The organism is Sphingomonas guangdongensis, from assembly GCF_900199185.1.
Classification (GTDB): Bacteria; Pseudomonadota; Alphaproteobacteria; order Sphingomonadales; family Sphingomonadaceae; genus Sphingomonas; species Sphingomonas guangdongensis.
Map to the genome: position 1 here is coordinate 307,450 of NZ_OBMI01000001.1, position 18,689 is coordinate 326,138.

The following is an 18,689-nucleotide window of genomic DNA, read 5'->3' on the forward strand; positions in this document are numbered from 1 at the left end:
GGACTTGATCCGGGGTCCCGCCTGCATCCAAGGTCGGGGGAAGAAGCGGGACCCCAGCTCAAGGCCGAGGTGACGGGATACTATTTCGGGAGGAACAGCAGTGATTGGACGACGCACGCTCATCGGGGCAGGCCTGGCTCTGGCCGCAACGCGCGCGGGCGCGGCCGTTCCGGACAGCAAGCCACGCGCGATCGACGCGCTGGTGCTTCCCGCAGGCTTCGGCGGCGTGATCGGCTACGGCCGGGGTGGTCGGCTCGTGCACCTGCGGTGCGCCGGGATGGCAGATGTCGAGGCCGGCCGACCCGTCACGCCCGCCACCCGCTTCCGCTGGGGATCGGCGTCCAAGTGGCTTGCGAGCGCGGCAGTGCTGCGGCTAGTGGACATGGGCCGGCTCGCGCTTGACGCGCCGGTCAGCCGCTACCTGCCCGACTTCCGCGCCGACACCGGCGCGCAGGTCCGGCTCGTCCACCTCCTCTCCAACACCAGCGGCATCCCCGACCTGCTCAGCCGCGAGGTCGCGTCGAACCCCGGCCTGCGCAGCTCGAACGCGAGCGCCGCGGCGATGGTGGCGCGCTTCGCCGATGGCGACCTCGCCTTCGCGCCGGGTAGCGGCTGGGACTATGCCGCGCTGAACTGGGTGATCATCGCCGCGATGGTGGAGCGGGTGACCGGTCAGCCGTTCGCGGACGCGCTGGAGCGGCTCGCAATCCGCCCGATCGGATTGCCGGACACGGGCTTCGCTCAGGCGGGTGCGCCGGAGATGCCTGCGCTCGCCGCGGCCTATGCCACGACCGCGCCGGTTGCGCGCAAGATGTCGCCGGCACCCGCCTTCATCGCCGCGACCGGCAACGTCGCCAGCACCGCTGCCGATGCGGTCCGCGCGGCGCACGGTATCTTCAACGGCCGACTGCTGCGACCGGCGTCCCGCGTAGCCCTCGCGACGGTACGCTGGCCGGCGGAGGCGTATGCGCTCGGCGGCCGGGTCCGAGACATCGCCGGCGCGCGCTGGGCGTGGGAAGCGGGCCGGGTCGGCGGCTACCGCGCGCTGATCGCGCACCGCCTGGGCAGCGACGAGACGGTGGTCGCCTTCAACAACACCGACGTTGCGCAGTCGACGATCGGCGGCTGGGTGGAGACGATCGCCCGCGCATGAGAAAGGGCATCCGGATTGCTCTGGACGCCCTCTCAGAACTACCTGAAGTGGTGAAGACTCAGATGCCGTTCGACAGGTTGGTGTCGGCATCGTTGGTGCGCAGGTCGGCGGCGACGTTGTCGGCCTGGTCCTCGACCGCATCGGCCTGGTTCTCGAGCGCCTCGGCACCCGCCTCAGTGGTCGCGTTGTCGGCCTGGTCCTCCAGGTTGTCGGCGATGTTGTCGGCGACCGCCTCGACATTGTCGGCAGCCTGCTCGGCCGGCGACGAGTTGCAGGCGCTGAGCGACACCAGACCGGCCGCGAGGCCGAGTGCAACGAGCTTCTTCATGGATTTCCCCTTTCCAACATGATCAGGGGCACAAATGCCGATCGTCGGCTTTGTTCCACAGGTGTGTCGATCAGTGACCGCGGCAGGCGAGCGCGTCCAGGATGTCCTCCACCCGCGCCGCGTCACCGGCGGCGATGACCTGCCCCACGCTGCCGGCGTGAAGCGGGTCGCCTGCCCAGTCGCACATCACTCCGCCCGCGCCCTCCACCACCGGCACCAGCGCGGCAAAATCGTGGAGCTTGAGCCCGCTCTCCACCACCACGTCGAGGTGACCGGAGGCGAGACAGGCGTAGTTGTAGCAGTCGCCGCCCAGCACCGTCGAGCGCACCGCCGCATCGAGATGTTCGAAGGCGTGGAGCTCGTCGTCGGCGAACAGCGCCGGGCTGGTGGTGGCGAGCAGCGCGTCCTTCAGCTCGCGGCACGCGCGGGTTCGCGCCGGCTGCCCGTTCAGCTCGGTCGCGCGGCCCGCCATCCCGACCCAGCGCTCACGCAGGATCGGCTGGTCGATGATCCCGAGCACGGGAAAGCCGCCGTCCATCAGCGCGATCAGCGTACCGAAGATCGGGCGTCCGGCGATGAACGCGCGGGTGCCGTCGATCGGATCAAGCACCCACTGCCGCCCGCTCGTGCCCTCGCTGGTCCCCTCCTCCTCGCCGTGCACGCCGTCGCGGGGGCGCTCGGCGGCGAGCAGGCGCCGCATCGCCGATTCCGCCTCGCGGTCGGCGCGGGTGACGGGGCTGTCGTCTCCCTTCATCTCCAGACCGAACTCGGCACGGAACAGTGGCCGGATCGCCGCCCCCGCAGCGTCGGCGAGGGCGTGGGCAAGGGCGAGATCGGACGTGCTGACGGTCATGGATCGCGCCTAGCGCGGGTCGGCGCTCGCGACTAGAGATTGCGCCGATGCGCCTGCTCCTGCTGCCCGCCCTGCTCGTCGCCACCCCCGCCGCCGCGCAGCTGCGCGTCGCACCGGAGCCGCCGGTTTCCGCCTCCGCGGCGCGTGGCGGCGTGTCGGTGTTCCTGGTCAACGAGGGCGCGGCTCCGGTTACTGGCGTTGCGCCCGAGCGGCTGGAGGTGGTGGCGCAGGACGGCAGCCGCCTGGCGATCGTGCCCGCCGAGCGCGCGCCCGCGAGCGTGCCCGCGAACGGCTTCGTCCGGGTCCGCTACCTGTCGGCGGGCGTGATCTCGGTCGGGCCGCCCCCGGCCGTCGCTGCGTCACCGGCCGCTGCCGCTCCGTCAGCGGTAGCGCCGCCGCCGGCCGCTCCACTGAACGCTCCGCCGCCCGCGCCCATGCGGACCACCGACCTTCCCCCCTCCGCCGCCGAGCCCGCGCCGCTGCCACCACCACCAGCTTCGCCACCGCCCAGTGCTGCGGCGCTGTCGCGCGATCCGGCGCCGCCGCTGCCGGCGGAAACCAGCGTCGCGTCTGGCAATGGCAGCTCATCCGCGTTCGTCGACCGGTTCAGCGCCTATGAGCCGATCTACGGCGCGATCGGGGTGGGCGACGCCGGCACCAAGCTCCAGGTCAGCTTCGCGCTCCGCCCGTTCGGAGGCACGGGCGCGCTGTCGCACTTTCGCTTCGCCTACACCCAGACGATGTTCTGGGCGACGGACCTGCCCTCCGGCCCGTTCCGCGCCACGACCTACAGTCCGGAGGCATTCTTCGACGTGCCCGTCGCCGACACGGCCCGCCTCGCCTTCGGCTACCGCCACGACAGCAATGGCGAGGGTGAGCGGACGTCGATCGACGCCAACCGCCTGTTCGTGCGCGCGGTAAAGACATGGGACCTGGGCAGCGGCTGGCAGGCCGAGCTCGTCCCGCAGGCGTGGGTCTATGTGGCGCAGCGCGGGCTAGGCCGCGACGTCGAGGATTACTGGGGCTTCACCTCGCTCAAGGCCTCGCTGCTCCAAAACAACGGGGTCAAGCTGTCCGTCGCCGCGCGCGGCAATCCGGGCACCGGGCGCGGCGCGGCGGAGCTGTTCGCCTCCTACCCGCTCCAGCGGCTCGGTGGCTTCGGCGTGTACCTGTTCGGTCAGGCGTTCGCCGGTTATGGTGAAGCGCTCGACGATTATCGCCGGCGCGAAAGTCACGCCCGAATCGGCATCTCGCTCACTCGTTGACCCACAGGAGAACCACCATGCGCCGCCTCCTCGCCCTCGTCGCCACCGCGCTCCTCGCCGTGCCCGCCAGTGCCGCGCTCGCACCCGGCGCCCGCGCGCCCGACTTCGCCACCCGCGGCGCGCAGGCGGGCAAGGTGCTGCCCGTGAAGCTCTCCTCCCTGCTCCGCCGCGGGCCGGTCGTGCTCTACTTCTTCCCCGCCGCCTACACCGGCGGCTGCAACGCGGAGGCGCAGGCCTTTGCGGAGGCCGTGCCGCAGTTTCAGGCTGCGGGCGCGATCGTGCTCGGCATGTCGGCGAACACGGTAGAGGTGCTGAAGGACTTTTCCGCCGAGAAGTGCGCGGGCAAGTTCATCGTCGCGAGCGCCGGGCCCAAGGTGGTCGCCGGCTACGACGTGGCGCTCGGCAAGGAGATCGACACGCCGCGCGGCAAGGTGAAGGCGACCAACCGCACCAGCTACGTCATCGCACGGGACGGGCGGATCGTCTCCGTCCACGCGAACCTGTCGCCCACCGACCACGTCAAGCAGACGCTGAGCGAGGTGCAGGCGCTGGCCCGGCGCAGCTGAGCCGAACTCGTTCTCAACCCGAAATTAGGGAACATCGTCTAAGCCGCACCTGACTAAGTAAGTGGCGCCCGCCGGTCGGGTGCCCAGGCGGGGTGGACGATGACGGGTGCAGTGGCTCGGGCAGGGGCGGCCGGGGTTGGATCGCGCAGGCTCTATGCGCAGATCGGCGAGTTCCTGGAGGCGCAGCGCCTGGAGCCCGATCCCGCCAACTACGCCTTCGCGCACGCGATCCTGAACAACCCCAGCGGCCCGCTTGCAAAGGCGGTCGCGGCGCTGACCGACGGCGGCGTGCGCCTGTCGGCCAAGGACATCGAGGACCTGGGCGTCGATGTGTCGACGACCGGTCCGGGCGAACGCGCGAAGACCGAGGGGCTGGTCGCGCAGACCCAGATGCAGGTTGAGGGATTCCACGACGTCGTCTCCGGCCTGCACGCCCATACCCAGGACTTCGGTCGTGACCTGGCGGCAGGCGCCGATGCCATCCGGGCCGCGGTCCCCACGGGTGTCGCGGCGCTCGAGGATGTGGTGCGGATCACCGCGACCATGGTGACCCGCGTCCAGTCGGCAGAGGCGCAGCTGGAGCATGCGACCCGCGAGGCCGCGGAGCTGCGCGCCAAGCTGGAGGAGGCGCGCGACAACGCCCGCCGCGATCCGCTGACCGAGTTGCCCAACCGCCGCGCGTTCGAGGAGCGCTTCGCTGAGGATGCCGCAACCGGCGCGCCGGTGTGGATGGCGGTGTGCGACGTCGATCACTTCAAGTCGGTCAACGACCGCTTCGGCCACGCGGTCGGCGACCGCGTGCTGAAGGCGATCGGCGCCGCGCTGTCGGAGGCCTGCGCCGGCCACTTCGTCGCCCGCTACGGCGGCGAGGAGTTCGTGGTGCTGCTCCGCGGGCTCGACGGCAGCGCCGCACGCGCGACCATGGAGGCGGCGCGCGTTACCGTCGAGAACAAGCGCTACAAGCTGCGCGAGAGCGACCAGCCGCTGGGTGCCGTGACGATATCCTCCGGCCTGACGCTCGCCCGCGACGGCGAAGGCGTGCGCACCGTGTTCGGCCGCGCAGACACCCTGCTCTACCGTGCGAAGTCGGACGGGCGGAACTGCGTTCGGGTGGACTGAAGCAACGGCCCGATTACTTCCTCTCTCCTCTGAGAGGGAGGTCGGCGGTGTTCGAGGCCTGAACTAAGCTGTCGACGCGCGATGTGGTGGCTGTGCCGCGTACATCGACCCACCCCCGACCACTCCCTTCCAGGGTAGGGCATGATTCCCGCCAACAGTTGGCGCGAAGTACGCCGCTCACATGGCGCGTACTTCCTTTCTTCAACGCCACCCGACGCAACTTCAATAACTTAGCGTTGTTGGCACGCCTCCTGCAAAACCCTAAGCATCGGCGCCGGATGGTCCGCCCGCCGAGTTCAGGAAGGAATTTTCCATGTTCGTCCGTCTCGAGAACTTCCAGCGCTCGACTGTCGCGATGCTCGGTTCGGTGGTCGTCACGATGATGCTCGTGATCGCAACCACGCCCGTGCTGCCGGTCGCCTGAGCCGCACTCCACAACCTTCTGCAAACAAAGGATCACCCCATGCTTCGCTCGTTCGCCATCGGCGTCGTCTCGTTCGCGACCACCGCGCTCCTGATCGCCGCCAGCACCTCGGCCACCGCCGGGATCATCGCATGATGCCGACGCCGGGCGGTGCCGGCAGGTCCTAACCTGCCGCGCCGCCCTCGTCCCCCTGCCGCCGCGTCTCGCTGGAAGGATCGCGGCCGATGAAGCTGATCTTCCCGTTCGTTTCCAGGATTGCCCAGGCGACCTCGCCGATGTGCGCGATCCCCGCCAGCCGCATCTCCGCCTCCACTTCATCCCGCGTCATCCGGTCACGCCGGAGGTTGGCCGCGAGTAACACGCCGTCCCGGATGATCACCCGCGGCTCGCCCTCCAGCACCTTGCGGAAGCGCGGGAACAGATAAGCCGCCCACCCGAGCACCAGCCCCCAGAAGGCGAAGGTGCAGATCGCGAGCGTCGCGCCGGTCAGACTAAAGTCGTTGTGCGTGATCCCCTGCTGGATCAGGTCGCCCATGACCACAGTCGTCACCAGCTCGAAGGGCGTCATCTGCCCGAGCTCCCGCTTGCCGAGCAGCCGCAGCAGCAGGTACACGACCGCGAACATCGCGGTGGCGCGCAGCACGATGTCCATCAGGGCAGGACCGTGACGCGGACCGGCATGCCGCCCAGCCGACGGTCGCCGTCATACAGCGCGATCTCGCCCGCGTTGCCGAGCGTGAGCGGCGGGTTGATCTGGCCGTCGACCTTCACGATCAGCGATTTGCCCGCGGCGAGCGGTCCGTAGTCGAAGCGGAAGGCGCCGTCGTTGAACTGCTCCTCGGCCGCGGCGGGCACCACCGTGTTGATCGTCATGTCCCGCCACAGCCGGGGCGACAGCGCGACGACCAGCTTGCCGATCGGCCGCCTGGCCGTCACCGCGACATGCATTTCAAAGAAGAGGCCGCTGCGCAGCGTCGTAGGCGTGGTGACGGTCAGTGTCGCTTTCGCGAACTCGGCGCGCCGCGGATCGGTCCGCGCGCCGCCGAGCAGCCCGCTCAACCCGAGCAGCATGACCGCGAGCAGCACGACCGTCGATACGAGGCTCGCGTGGCGGTGGAGCCCGCCACGCGGTTCGGCATGACCGGGAGCGATGCCATCGGGGTAGTCGAAGGTTCGCTGCGCCATCGCCACCTTCTAACCGTTACCGGAAAGCAACGATCTAACCTGCGTTCAGTTGCGGAACCGGAGGTGCGGGCGGCCGGTTCGTCGCGACATCGATGCAGGAGCACGCCCATGACCGAAACCGCCCCGATGATCCACGAGGATGCCCTGCCCGGCCATGAGTCCGAGTTGAAGCCGAAGCCCGAGTGGCAGCCGCGCTATCCCGGCTCGGGTCGGCTGGCCGGCAAGGTCGCGGTCGTGACCGGTGCCGACAGCGGCATCGGCCGCGCGGTCGCCGCGCTGTTCGCGCGCGAGGGCGCCGACGTCGCGGTCCTGTACCTGTGCGAGCACGACGATGCGGCGGAGACGCAGCGGATCGTCGAGGCGGAGGGTCGCCGCGCCGTCACGATCGCCGGCGACGTCGGCGACAAGGCGTGGTGCGAGACCGCGGTCGCGCAGGTGATCGACGCGTTTGGTCGCATCGACGTGCTGGTCAACAACGCCGGCGAACAGCACCCGGACAAGGACATCCGCGACATCACCGAGGAGCAGCTGAAGCGCACGTTCCAGACCAACATCTTCGGCATGTTCTTCATGGTGCAGGCCACCCTCCCGCATCTGAGCGAGGGTGCTGCGATCGTGAACTGCACCAGCGTGACCTCGTACCAGGGCGAGCCCGAACTGCTCGACTACTCCTCGACTAAGGGCGCGATCACCGCCTTTACGCGCGCGCTGTCGCAGAACCTGGTCGAGAAGGGCATTCGCGTGAACGCGGTTGCACCGGGACCGATCTGGACGCCGCTCAATCCGATGGGCGGCGCGAGCCCTGAGAAGCTGGAAAACTTCGGCGAGAAGACGCCGATGGGTCGCCCCGGCCAGCCCAACGAGGTCGCGCCGTCGTTCCTGTTCCTCGCGTGCGAGGATTCGAGCTACATGTCGGGCCAGGTGCTCCACCCCAACGGTGGAACGGTGGTGAACGGGTAGCAGCCCAAGTCGTCATGCCAGCGCAAGCTGGCAACTTTCGCGGCAAGCGTACCGCCGCTGCCGCGGGAGGTTCCAGCCTGCGCTGGAGTGACGACTAGTTGGTGGCACGGGGCGTTTGCGTCCCGGCTAAACAGGTCGGGGTGACGATCCCTGATCTACGCCGGCACCGTCGCCCCGACCGGACCGATGTCGGCCGGGGTGCCGCGGGAGTAGGTGCCAGTCAGCAGCCCGGCGGCGAGCACCCGGCCGCGCATCGCGCGAACGATCTCGCCGCGGCTCGGCGTGTCCTTCGGCTCCTGCCCGTCCGCGAGCGCGAACAGTTGAAAGGCGTAGCGGTGCTCGCCGTGCCCGGTCGGCGGGTCGGGCGGTAGCCAGCCCTCGCGACGATAGCTGTTGCGACCGACGTCGCCCTCTGCTCCGCCCGCGCCGTCCGCGACGATCGCGCCCTCCTCCAGCTTGCCGTCACCGGCCGGCAATCCCCAAATCACGGCATGGACGAGCGGGGTCGGGGTCGGCGCATCGGCATCCTCGACCAGCAGCACCAGCCGCGTCGCCTCGGCCGGCACGCCGGTCCAGAACAGCGGCGGCGACACGCCCGCGCCGTCCGCAGTGAACCGCTCCGGCAGGCGCGCGCCGTTCGCAAACGCCGGGCTGCGCAGATCGATCGCGGTGAAGCTGCCCAGCCCCTCCTGCACGATGGCGAGCTTGTCCGTGCCCGCGCGCACGCCCTTCAATGCCTTGCCGAGCCAGTGCGGGATATGTTCGAGCATCGGGCCTCTCTCCTGCGTCTTAACAGCGACGGTGCAACGCGTGCGGCGGCGCTACAGGTCCAGCTTCTCGTAGTCGGCGGGCGGCGAGATCACCTCCATCCGCTCGGCCAGCAGCGGGCGGAAGCTCGGGCGGCTCTTCATGCCGACATACCAGCGCTTGGCCTGCTCGTGGCTCTTCCAGTCAATCCCGCCGAGATAGTCGGCGACGGAGATCTGCGCCGCGGCCGCGAGATCGGCGAGGCTCATCGTGGCACCCGCCAGCCAGGTGCGGTGATCGAGCAGATAGTCGATATAGTCGAGGTGCCCGACCGCGGCCTTCATCGCCTCGCGCAGCATCCCGGCGTCCGGCGTCATCCGGTGTACCAGCCGCTTGACCATCCGCTCCTCGAGCAGCGGCGCGGTGATCTCGCGAAAGAACTGGGTGTCGAACCAGGCGACCAGCCGGCGGATCTCCGCACGGTTGGCGGCCGTCCCGTTGATCATCGACGCCTTCTCGACCGTCTCCTCGAAATACTCGCAGATCGCGGCCGAATCGATCAACGGCATGCCGCCGCGCTCGGTATCGATCATGACCGGCGTCTGACCCGCCGGATTCATGTCGAGGAACTCGTCGCGCCGCAGCCACGGCGACTCGCGTACCGGCTCATAGCCGACGCCCTTCTCCGCCAGCAGCAATCGCACCTTGCGCGAGAAGGGGCACAGGGGGAATTGGTAGAGCTGCCACATGGATCATTGCTTAGACGGGTTCCGCAGGCGACGGGAAGGGGGACGCGTGAACTATCTGGCGGCGGCGGACCGGCGCGGCGCGCTGCTGCTCCTCGCACTGTTCGCGGTGGGGCTGGGCCTGCCCGATCTCGACCAGCTGCTCCCGCTCGGCCACCGCAGCGCGCTCACCCACAGCATGCTGCCGCTCCTGCTCGCGGTGCTGCATCCGGAGCGGCGACTGCTGGTGCCGGGCCTGGCGCTCGGCATCGGCGTCCACCTGTCGGCCGACAGCTTCCCCAATGTCATGACCGGCTATGCGACCGTGAAGCTGCCGCTCGCGGGATCGATCGGCCGGACGGCATCCTACCTGTGGCTCGGTGCGCATGCGCTCGGCTGCCTGATCGTCGGCACGCTCGGCGCGTTCAGGGTGCTGCCGCGCGGCGTCGCGCTGCTCGCGCTCGGTGCGGTCGCGGCGGGTGCCGCGGCCTATCTGTTTGTCACCGACGGTGGTTGGCCGGCGCTGCTGCTCTACGGCGGGGCGGGCACCGCCGCGTGGCGCTGGCGTCAGTCGCGAGGCGCGTAGAGGCTGGCGAGCGGTGCGAGCGCCCGGGCGAGCCGCCCGGCGGTCCGGCCGAGCTCCTGCGCACCCATCGCCACGTCACCTGCGGCGTTGCCGGCGCGCTTGACCGATGACCGCGTGTTCTCGCGCAGGCGGCGCTCGAAATCCGGATCGCTCCGCCGCTTGAGGTCGCGCAGCGTCGCATTGCGGGCGACCTCCGTCTCCGGATCGACCGCATGCGCAAACGCACCCACCTTGGTGTCGAGCACGATGCCGGCCAGCGCCGAGATCGCCGCGGCGACCCCCTCCTGCATCACCGGATCCTGCAGGCGATCGGCGACTCGGGCCACGTCGGGCGCGGCATCCTGGGCGACAGCCGGCGAGGCGAGCAGCAAGGCCGGCAGGGCGAGAGCAAGCGTACGCATGGTCGCAAATCTAATCACTTAGGCGATTCGACGCAAACCCTAGCTCCCCTCCCTGGCAGGGAGGGGAGAAGCTACTCCGCCGCGACCATCTCCTCGGCCGCATCGCTCAACGGATGCGCCAGGCGCGATACCATCTCCTTTGGGCACACCTGCCAGAAGCGCGCGCGTGCCCGGGCCCAGTCCTCCAGCAACCCGCGCGCCCACTTGCTGTCGGTCGCGGCGACGTGCGCCTCGACCAGCGAGCGAAGCACCTGCTCCCAGTGCGCCGAGGCGAGCCGTTGCCAGATGATCGTCTCGCCGTTGGCCCGCCGCGCGAACTCGTCGCGCTCGTCGTAGACGAACGCCATGCCGCCGGTCATGCCCGCGCCGAAGTTGGTGCCGACCCGCCCCAGCACGACCGCGGTGCCGCCGGTCATGTACTCGCAGCCGTTGGCGCCGCAGCCCTCGACCACCACGCTCGCGCCCGAGTTGCGGACGGCGAAGCGCTCGCCCGCCTGTCCCGCCGCGAACAATCGCCCGCTGGTCGCGCCGTAGAGCACGGTGTTGCCGATGATGGTGTTGTCCTGGCTGGAGAGTGGCGAGCTGACCATCGGCCGTACCGCGATGACCCCGCCCGACAGGCCCTTCCCCACATAGTCGTTCGCGTCGCCGAACACCTCCAGCGTGATGCCCTTGCACAGGAATGCGCCCAGGCTCTGCCCGGCGGACCCGCGCAGCCGCACGGTGACGTGCCCGTCCTCCAGCGTCGACATGCCGAAGGCGCGTGTCACTTCGCTCGACAGGCGGGTGCCAACCGCGCGGTGCGTGTTGCGGACCGAGTAGGTCAGCTGCATCTTCTCACGACGGCTGAAGACGGCCGCCGCATCCTTGATCATCTGCGCATCCAGACTGTCCGGCACCTCGTTGCGGAAGGTGCTGAGCGAGAAGCGCCGCTCCGCGTCGGTCGCGTCGACCTTGGCGAGGATCGGGTTGAGGTCGAGGTCGTCTAGGTGCTCGGCCCCGCGGCTGACCTGGCGCAGCAGCTCGGTCCGCCCGATCACCTCGTCGAGTGACCGCACGCCCAGTCGCGCCAGGATCTCGCGCACTTCCTCCGCGATGAAGGTCATCAGGTTGATGACCTTCTCCGGCGTGCCGGTGAACTTGGCACGCAGCCGCTCGTCCTGGACGCACACGCCTACGGGACAGGTGTTGGAGTGGCACTGCCGCACCATGATGCAGCCCATCGCGACCAGCGACAGCGTGCCGATGCCGTACTCCTCCGCCCCCAGAATCGCGGCGATGACGATGTCGCGGCCCGTCTTGAGCCCACCGTCGGTGCGCAGGCGGATGCGCCCGCGCAGGCCGTTGAGGGTCAGCGTCTGGTTGACCTCGGAAAGGCCCATCTCCCACGGCGTGCCCGCGTACTTGATGCTGGTCTGCGGGCTGGCACCGGTGCCGCCGTTGTGGCCGGCGACCAGGATGACGTCGGCATGCGCCTTGGCCACGCCCGCCGCGACCGTGCCGATCCCGGCCGAGCTCACCAGCTTGACGCAGACGCGAGCGCGCGGGTTGATCTGCTTCAGGTCGTAGATGAGCTGCGCCAGATCTTCGATCGAGTAGATGTCGTGATGCGGCGGGGGCGAGATCAGGCCAACGCCAGGCGTCGCGTGGCGCAGCTTCGCGATCAGCTCGGTCACCTTGAAGCCGGGCAGCTGCCCGCCCTCGCCCGGCTTCGCGCCCTGCGCCACCTTGATCTCGATCTCGTCGCACGCGCCCAGATACTCGGCGGTCACGCCGAAGCGGCCGGAGGCGATCTGCTTGATCGTCGAATTGGCGTTGTCGCCGTTCTCGCGCGGGACATAGCGGGTGCGGTCCTCGCCACCCTCCCCCGACACCGCCTTGGCGCCGATCCGGTTCATCGCGATCGCCAGCGTCTCGTGCGCCTCCGGCGACAGCGCGCCCAAGGACATTCCGGGCGTCACGAAGCGCTTGCGGATCTCCGTGATCGCCTCGACCGAGTCGATCGGTACGCCGTCCTTCGGGTAATTGAACTCGAGCAGGTCGCGCAGATACACCGGCGGCAGGTCCCGCACGCCGCGCGCGAACTGGAGGTAGGTGGAATAGCTGTCGCTGTTCACCGCCGACTGCAGCGTGTGCATCAGCTGCGCCGAATAGGCGTGGGTCTCCCCGCCGTGGCGCTGGCGATAGAAGCCGCCGATCGGCAGCGTCGCGACCGCACGGTCGAACGCCGCCTCGTGCCGCATCGTCACGTTTAGATAGAGCGAGTTGTAGCCCTCGCCCGAGATCTTGGCCGGCATGCCGGGAAACAGGTCGTTCACCAGCGCGCGGCTCAAGCCCACCGCCTCAAAATTGTAGCCGCCGCGGTAGGAGGAGATCACCGCGATCCCCATCTTGGACATGATCTTGAGCAGCCCCTCGTCCACCGCGGTGCGGTGGCGCTTGAGGCACTCCTCGATCGACAAGTCGCCGAACAGACCGCGCGCCTGGCGGTCCCGGATCGAAGCTTCCGCCAGATAGGCGTTCACCGTCGTCGCGCCGACGCCGATCAGCACCGCGTAATAATGGGTGTCGAGGCACTCGGCCGAGCGGACGTTGACGCTGGCGTAGCTGCGCAGGCCTCGCCGGACGAGGTGGGTGTGGACCGCGGCCGCGGCCAGCACGCCCGGGATCGCGACCCGGTCGGGCCCGATATGCTCGTCGGTCAGGAACAGCTCCGACTTGCCCTGGCGCACGGCCTGTTCCGCGGCGCTCCTGATCGTCGCGATCGCGGCGCGCAGCGCCTCCGGCCCGCCGTTCGCGGCAAAGGTGCAGTTGATCTCGGCCGCGCTCGCGGCGAAGTGGCCGCGCAGCGCATCCCAGTCGCGGTTGGTCAGCACCGGGCTCTCCAGCACCAGCACCTTGGAGGGTGCGGCCTGCTGGTCGAGGATGTTGGCGAGGTTCCCGAACCGGGTCTTGAGCGACATGACGTGCCGCTCCCGCAAAGAGTCGATCGGCGGGTTGGTGACCTGGCTGAAATTCTGGCGAAAGAACTGACTGATCAGCCGCGGCTTGTCGGAGATGACGGCGAGCGGCGTGTCGTCGCCCATCGACCCGATCGCCTCCTTGGCGCCCTCCACCATCGGCGCCAGGATCAGCTCCATGTCCTCCAGCGTCTGCCCGGCCGCGACCTGGCGGCGCGACAGCTCGGCGCGGTCAAAGGCCGCAATCGACGGCTCGGCGTCCGGCAGGTCGTCGACGCTCAGGAACTCGCCGATCATCGCGCCATAATCCGCCTCGCCCGCGATCCGGTCCTTGATCGCGCGGTCGTGAAACACGGTGCCGCCGTCGAGGTCGACCGCGATCATCTGACCGGGGCCGAGCCGCCCCTTCTCGATCACCGTGCCCTCCGGCACGACGAGCATGCCGGTCTCCGAACCCACCACCAGCAGCCCGTCGCCGGTCAGCGTGTAGCGCAGGGGACGCAGCGCATTGCGATCCACGCCCGCGACCGCCCAGCGTCCATCGGTCATGGTCAGTGCCGCCGGCCCGTCCCACGGCTCCATCACGGAGGCGAGATACTTGTACATGTCGAGGTGCGCGCGCGGCATCTCGTGCCGGCCCATCCACGCCTCGGGGATCAGCATCAGCTTCGCAGTCGGCGCGTCGCGACCCGAGCGGCAGATCGCCTCGAACACGGCGTCGAGCGCGGCGGTGTCGGACGCGCCGGCCGGGATCACCGGCTTGATGTCCTCCGATCGCTCGCCGAATGCTATGCTCGCCATCTTGATCTCGTGGCTGAGCATCCAGTTCTTGTTGCCGCGGATCGTGTTGATCTCGCCATTGTGCGCGAGGCAGCGGAACGGCTGCGCCAGCCACCACTGCGGAAAGGTGTTGGTGGAATAGCGCTGGTGAAAGATCGCGATCCGGCTCTCGAACCGGTCGTCGTTGAGGTCCGGGTAGAAGTCGGAGAGCGACTCCGCGAGGAACAGCCCCTTGTAGATGATCGAGCGGCAGCTGAGCGAACAGGCGTAGAAGCCCTGGATCTGCGCCGCGATCACCGCCTTCTCAATCCGGCGGCGGACCAGGTAGAGCTCCTTCTCGAACTCGGCCGCGGTCGCGTCGTCGGGCAGCGGCCCGGCGATCATGATCTGCTCGATCTCGGGCCGGGTCGCCTGCGCCTTCATCCCGATCACCGAGACGTCGACCGGCACCTGGCGCCAGCCGTAGATGGTCCAGCCCGCGGCGATGATCTCCGACTCCACGATCGTCCGGCACGCCTCCTGCGCGCCCAAATCGGTGCGCGGCAGGAACATCATGCCAACCGCCAGCCGGTTGGGCAGCGCGCGGTGACCGGAGGCGACGATCGCGTCGTCGAAGAACTTGGCCGGCAGGTCGACGTGGATGCCAGCACCATCGCCGGTTTTACCATCGGCGTCGACCGCCCCGCGGTGCCACACCGCCTTCAGCGCGCCGATCGCCGCCTGCACGACGCGGCGCGACGGCAGACCGTCGGTCGCTGCGACCATGCCGACGCCGCAGGCATCGCCCTCGAACTCGGGGCGGTACATGCCCTCACGGGCCAGGCGCTCGCGTTCGAACTCGGTGGCGCTCACGACTTGATCTCCTCTGGCGTCGCATCGTCGTCTTGGTCGGGGGTGCCGGGCTTGGGCGGGGGCGGCAGGTGCGCGGTCGCCTTCTCCACCTTCTTCATGATGTCGGGCATGGCCTTCATGAAGTCGGGTACGAACTTCGTCATGGCGCTGACCATCTCCGGCTCCACCGCCAGCAGCATGGAGTCGCTCGCGTAGCGCGCACCGACCGGGGTCGCGAAGAACGCGCTGATCTCACCCAGTTCGGCCGTCGTGAAGCGCCGCGCCAGGCCGTGCGCGACGGCATCCTGCACCGCCGGTTCGGCGCGGGCGAACAGCGTGCCCATCTCGTCGAACATCACGCGCGTCGCGATCTTGGTGCGCTCGGCGAAGTGCGGGTCGGCGGCGGTAGCCACCTGCCCCATGGTCGCGTCGCCAAGCGCTTCTTTGGTCTCGGCGGTCTTGGCCGCGTCCCCGCCCGAAAGGCCGGCCAGGTCGGACAGCTTCATGTCGAACATGCTCGCCATCATCGCGTCCATCATCCGGTCCATGGTGGACGACATCATCCGCTTGTAGGTGCCGAGCGGCCACAGCTTCACCGCCACCGGGCGGGCGGCGGTCAGGCGCGCGGGATCGACCGGCAGCGGCCGGGCGGCCGGCGCAGGTGTCTGGGCAGCGGCGGGTGCGACGGCCAGCGCCGCCGCCGCGAGCAGGACCGGCCGGACGATCAGCATCACGAATCCTTTCCAAAGCTGTTCCCGACGGCAGCAATGACGGCCGGCAGCGAGGTGGCGAGCGCGGCGGTGCAGCGTTCGACGAAGCGGTCGGACGCGGCGGCGATCGCCGGCGCCGCACCGCGCATCTTTGCCATCAGCTCGGGGCGCTTCGCGATCTGCTCCAGCGCCGGGAGGTCCTCCGGGCCGAGCGTCGCAAGCGCCGCACGCCGCGCATCGTCGCCCACCCCGCGCGCCGTTGTGGCGCCGCTGTCCGCCGTGCCGCGCGCCATCGCCGTCACCAGCTTCTGCCCGGTCGGGGTCCTGAACCAGCGGACGAGCTCGCGGCCCTCGCCCTCGCTGAGCGTCTGGCGGTAGATGCCCAGCACCTCACCCTGCAGCGCGGGGGCGAGCCGGCGGTAGGTGGCGTCCACCTCCTGATCGACCGCCCGCTCGACCGCCGGGCGGAACGCCGGTGTCGCGGCGGCCCGGGCCCGCAGCGCGGCGTCGGTCGCGAAGCGCTCGGCGAGCGCCTCGCGGTGCGCCCGCCGCTGCTCCGCGACGGCGCGGTCGAGCGGGAGGACGATCCCGAGCAGTTCGCTCGCGGTCGCCTCCGAGAGCGTCGCAGCGGCTGGCGCACGCGGCGGCGCCGCCGGCGCGCCCTGCGCAGCGAGCAGCAGCGCGAGAAGGAGGCTCATGCCGCTACCCGCGTCTTCGCCGCCTTCGCCTTCAGCCACGCGTGCATCCGCTCGCTGACATCGCGGCCGTCGCGGATCGCCCACACCACCAGGCTCGCGCCGCGAACGATGTCACCGCCCGCGAACACGCCCTCCAGGCTCGTCATCATCGTCTTGGCATCGACCCGCAGCGTGCCCCAGCGCGTCACGCCGAGCTCGGGCGCGTCGAACAGCGTCGGCAGATCCTCCGCATCGAAACCGAGCGCCTTGATCACCAGGTCCGCCGCCACGTCGAAGCCGCCCTCCGGGTCGACCTCCGGCGCGCGGCGCCCGGTCGCGTCGGGCGCGCCGAGGCGCATCGCCGCTGCCTTGACCCCGGTCACCTGCCCGTGGCCCGCGAACGCCTCCGGCCCGGACAGCCAGACGAACTCGACGCCCTCCTCCTCCGCATTGGCAACCTCGCGCTGCGATCCGGGCATGTTGGCGCGGTCGCGGCGGTACAGGCACTTGACCGATGCCGCGCCCTGGCGGACCGCAGTGCGGACGCAGTCCATGGCGGTGTCCCCGCCGCCGATCACGACGACGTTCTTGCCCGCGGCGTCGAGCGAGCCGTCCTCCAGCGCGGGTACCACGTCACCGAAGCCGCGGCGGTTGGACGCGGTCAGATAGTCGAGCGCCTCCACCACGCCGCGCGCGCCGACGCCCGGCGCCCTGATCGCCCGCGGCTTGTAGACGCCGGTTGCGATCAGCAGCGCGTCGTGGCGCGCCCGCAGCTCGTCGAGCGTCGCATCCTCGCCGACCGAGAAGCCCTCGTGGAACACGATTCCGCCGGCCTTCAGCCGGTCGACGCGGCGCATCACCACGTCCTTCTCCAGCTTGAAGCCGGGGATGCCGTAGGTGAGCAGCCCGCCCGCACGGTCGTGCCGGTCGTAGACGTGGACCTCGTAGCCGTAGGAGCGCAGATAGTCGGCCGCCGACAGGCCCGCCGGCCCCGCGCCGATGATCCCGACCGACTGGCCGCGCGCCGGGCCGACCTGGAGCGGCTCTACCCAGCCCTCTTCCCAGGCGGTGTCGGTGATGAACTTCTCGACCGACCCGATCGTCACCGCGCCGTGGCCGGAGAACTCGATCACGCAATTGCCCTCGCACAGCCGGTCCTGCGGGCAGATGCGCCCGCAGATCTCGGGCATGGTGGAGGTCGAGTTGCTGAGCTCGTACGCCTCGCGCAGCCGCCCCTCGGCGGTCAGCCGCAGCCAGTCGGGGATGTGATTGTGGAGCGGGCAGTGAACGGTGCAGTAGGGAACCCCGCACTGCGAACAGCGCCCAGCCTGGTCCTCGGCCGCGGGCACTCCGTATTTCTCGGCGATCTCGCGGAAATCCTCGGCACGCAGCGACGCTTCCCGCTTGGCGGGATACGCCTGCTCGCGCTCGACAAACTTCAGGACCTTCTCAACAGCCATGACACGCCCTTCCTTCCCGCGCGTTGATACAGCGCGGGCGGCAGTGAGTCACGTTCAAACACGTATTTACGTCAGCTTAGCTGACCTATTATCGCCAATTTCGCAACGATCAGTCTAGCACCGGCAATGATCTTGCGCGAATTAGGTACGGGCCGGACCTACTTGCTGGAGAGCCATATCAGCGCCGCGGCCCCTGCAACGATCCGATACCAGGCAAACGGCGCGAAGCCGTAGCGGGTCACCACCGCCATGAACGCCTTCACCACGGCCAGCGCGACTAGGAAGGCGACCACGAAGCCGATCGCGATCAGCTCCACGTCGCCCCCGGTCACCTCCGCACGGTGCTTGTAGAGCTGCAGCACCGTCGCGCCCGTCAGCGTCGGCAGCGCGAGAAAGAAGGAGAAGTCGGCTGCGGTCCGCCGATCGATGCCGAGGCTCATCGCTCCCATGATCGTCGCGCCCGACCGGCTCACGCCAGGGATCATCGCGATGCACTGCACTAGGCCGATCTTGATCGACTGCGCGGTGCTGACCCCGGCGATGCCGTAGACGTTGGTGGTGCGCGCCAGCCGCTCCACGATCAGGATCGCGATCCCGCCCGCTATCAGCGCCCAGGCGACCACGACCGCATTCTCCAGCAGCGCATCGATCTGGTCGCCGAACGCGAGCCCCAGTACAACCGCGGGCACGAAGGCGATCAGCAGGTTGCGCACGAACGAGACCGAGTTCGCCTCCCACCTTAGCAGTCCGGTGCCCACCGCCCAGAAGGTGCGCCAGTACAGCACCACGATTGCCAGGATCGCGCCCGGCTGGATCGCGATGTTGAAGACGGACCAGCGCGCGGCGTCATAGCCGAGCAACTCGGTCGCCAGGATCAGGTGCCCGGTCGAGGACACGGGCAGGAACTCGGTCACACCCTCGACGATGCCGAGGATGATGGCGGTCAGGATCTCCATGGG

At 69.5% G+C, this 18,689-nt stretch carries 18 protein-coding genes; 6 read left to right on the forward strand and 12 right to left on the reverse strand.

Annotation, left to right across the window (positions count from 1 at the left end):
• Nucleotides 1-100: 100 nt before the first annotated feature.
• On the forward strand, nucleotides 101-1,153 hold the full coding sequence (locus tag CRO12_RS01460) for a serine hydrolase domain-containing protein (RefSeq protein ID WP_179640803.1): 1,053 nt from the start codon (nucleotides 101-103) through the stop codon (nucleotides 1,151-1,153).
• A gap of 58 nt (nucleotides 1,154-1,211) precedes the next feature.
• On the opposite strand, the gene CRO12_RS01465 is transcribed toward CRO12_RS01460, so the two are convergent.
• The gene (locus CRO12_RS01465) at nucleotides 1,212-1,481 is read right to left on the reverse strand and encodes a hypothetical protein (protein ID WP_097062252.1); all 270 of its coding nucleotides are present in this window, start codon (nucleotides 1,479-1,481) and stop codon (nucleotides 1,212-1,214) included.
• Nucleotides 1,482-1,551: 70 nt separating this feature from the next.
• A complete protein-coding gene (hisN, locus tag CRO12_RS01470; RefSeq protein ID WP_097062253.1) occupies nucleotides 1,552-2,334 on the reverse strand; it encodes a histidinol-phosphatase in 783 nt (260 codons plus the stop codon).
• A gap of 47 nt (nucleotides 2,335-2,381) precedes the next feature.
• On the opposite strand from hisN, the gene CRO12_RS01475 reads away from it, so the two are divergent.
• The 3 genes from CRO12_RS01475 to CRO12_RS01485 all read left to right on the forward strand — a co-directional run bounded on the left by CRO12_RS01475 (nucleotide 2,382) and on the right by CRO12_RS01485 (nucleotide 5,284).
• Complete coding sequence (locus tag CRO12_RS01475; RefSeq protein ID WP_097062254.1) at nucleotides 2,382-3,599, forward strand: phospholipase A; 1,218 nt, start codon at nucleotides 2,382-2,384, stop codon at nucleotides 3,597-3,599.
• 17 nt (nucleotides 3,600-3,616) lie between these two features.
• Nucleotides 3,617-4,165 (forward strand): peroxiredoxin, encoded by a 549-nt coding sequence (locus CRO12_RS01480; RefSeq protein ID WP_097062255.1) that lies wholly within the window; start codon nucleotides 3,617-3,619, stop codon nucleotides 4,163-4,165.
• A 99-nt stretch (nucleotides 4,166-4,264) separates the two neighbouring features.
• Nucleotides 4,265-5,284 (forward strand): GGDEF domain-containing protein, encoded by a 1,020-nt coding sequence (locus tag CRO12_RS01485; protein ID WP_097062256.1) that lies wholly within the window; start codon nucleotides 4,265-4,267, stop codon nucleotides 5,282-5,284.
• Nucleotides 5,285-5,871: 587 nt separating this feature from the next.
• Here CRO12_RS01485 and CRO12_RS01490 read toward each other — a convergent pair.
• Nucleotides 5,872-6,360 (reverse strand): DUF421 domain-containing protein, encoded by a 489-nt coding sequence (locus CRO12_RS01490; RefSeq protein WP_097062257.1) that lies wholly within the window; start codon nucleotides 6,358-6,360, stop codon nucleotides 5,872-5,874.
• Nucleotides 6,360-6,893: a hypothetical protein gene (locus CRO12_RS01495; protein ID WP_097062258.1), complete on the reverse strand. Its 534-nt coding sequence runs from the start codon at nucleotides 6,891-6,893 to the stop codon at nucleotides 6,360-6,362. The genes CRO12_RS01490 and CRO12_RS01495 overlap by 1 nt, the downstream gene beginning before the upstream one ends.
• Before the next feature lie 108 nt (nucleotides 6,894-7,001).
• Here CRO12_RS01495 and CRO12_RS01500 point away from each other — a divergent pair, with 108 nt between their 5' ends.
• Complete coding sequence (locus tag CRO12_RS01500) at nucleotides 7,002-7,853, forward strand: glucose 1-dehydrogenase (RefSeq protein WP_097062259.1); 852 nt, start codon at nucleotides 7,002-7,004, stop codon at nucleotides 7,851-7,853.
• A gap of 155 nt (nucleotides 7,854-8,008) precedes the next feature.
• Here the strand turns inward: CRO12_RS01500 and CRO12_RS01505 are convergent, their stop codons facing one another.
• Both CRO12_RS01505 and CRO12_RS01510 read right to left on the reverse strand, forming a co-directional pair.
• Nucleotides 8,009-8,623: a YbhB/YbcL family Raf kinase inhibitor-like protein gene (locus CRO12_RS01505; protein ID WP_097062260.1), complete on the reverse strand. Its 615-nt coding sequence runs from the start codon at nucleotides 8,621-8,623 to the stop codon at nucleotides 8,009-8,011.
• 51 nt (nucleotides 8,624-8,674) lie between these two features.
• Nucleotides 8,675-9,349 carry a glutathione S-transferase family protein gene (locus CRO12_RS01510; protein WP_097062261.1) on the reverse strand — a complete coding sequence of 225 codons (675 nt, stop codon included), beginning with the start codon at nucleotides 9,347-9,349 and terminating at the stop codon, nucleotides 8,675-8,677.
• A gap of 46 nt (nucleotides 9,350-9,395) precedes the next feature.
• Between CRO12_RS01510 and CRO12_RS01515 the strand changes: the two genes are divergently transcribed.
• Nucleotides 9,396-9,911, forward strand: a complete 516-nt coding sequence (locus tag CRO12_RS01515) for a hypothetical protein (RefSeq protein WP_097062262.1) — start codon at nucleotides 9,396-9,398, stop codon at nucleotides 9,909-9,911.
• Here CRO12_RS01515 and CRO12_RS01520 read toward each other — a convergent pair.
• The 6 genes from CRO12_RS01520 to CRO12_RS01545 all read right to left on the reverse strand — a co-directional run bounded on the left by CRO12_RS01520 (nucleotide 9,893) and on the right by CRO12_RS01545 (nucleotide 18,686).
• A complete protein-coding gene (locus tag CRO12_RS01520; protein WP_097062263.1) occupies nucleotides 9,893-10,312 on the reverse strand; it encodes a hypothetical protein in 420 nt (139 codons plus the stop codon). The two genes, CRO12_RS01515 and CRO12_RS01520, sit on opposite strands and share 19 nt — an antisense overlap.
• 71 nt (nucleotides 10,313-10,383) lie before the next feature.
• A complete protein-coding gene (gltB, locus tag CRO12_RS01525; protein ID WP_097063274.1) occupies nucleotides 10,384-14,859 on the reverse strand; it encodes a glutamate synthase large subunit in 4,476 nt (1,491 codons plus the stop codon).
• 41 nt (nucleotides 14,860-14,900) lie between these two features.
• Nucleotides 14,901-15,614 (reverse strand): DUF2059 domain-containing protein, encoded by a 714-nt coding sequence (locus tag CRO12_RS01530; RefSeq protein WP_097062264.1) that lies wholly within the window; start codon nucleotides 15,612-15,614, stop codon nucleotides 14,901-14,903.
• On the reverse strand, nucleotides 15,614-16,291 hold the full coding sequence (locus CRO12_RS01535; protein ID WP_097062265.1) for a DUF2059 domain-containing protein: 678 nt from the start codon (nucleotides 16,289-16,291) through the stop codon (nucleotides 15,614-15,616). The genes CRO12_RS01530 and CRO12_RS01535 overlap by 1 nt, the downstream gene beginning before the upstream one ends.
• Complete coding sequence (locus CRO12_RS01540) at nucleotides 16,288-17,730, reverse strand: NAD(P)-dependent oxidoreductase (protein WP_097062266.1); 1,443 nt, start codon at nucleotides 17,728-17,730, stop codon at nucleotides 16,288-16,290. Before CRO12_RS01540 ends, CRO12_RS01535 begins: the two co-directional genes overlap by 4 nt.
• Nucleotides 17,731-17,888: 158 nt before the next feature.
• Complete coding sequence (locus tag CRO12_RS01545; protein ID WP_097062267.1) at nucleotides 17,889-18,686, reverse strand: undecaprenyl-diphosphate phosphatase; 798 nt, start codon at nucleotides 18,684-18,686, stop codon at nucleotides 17,889-17,891.
• Nucleotides 18,687-18,689: the final 3 nt, after the last annotated feature.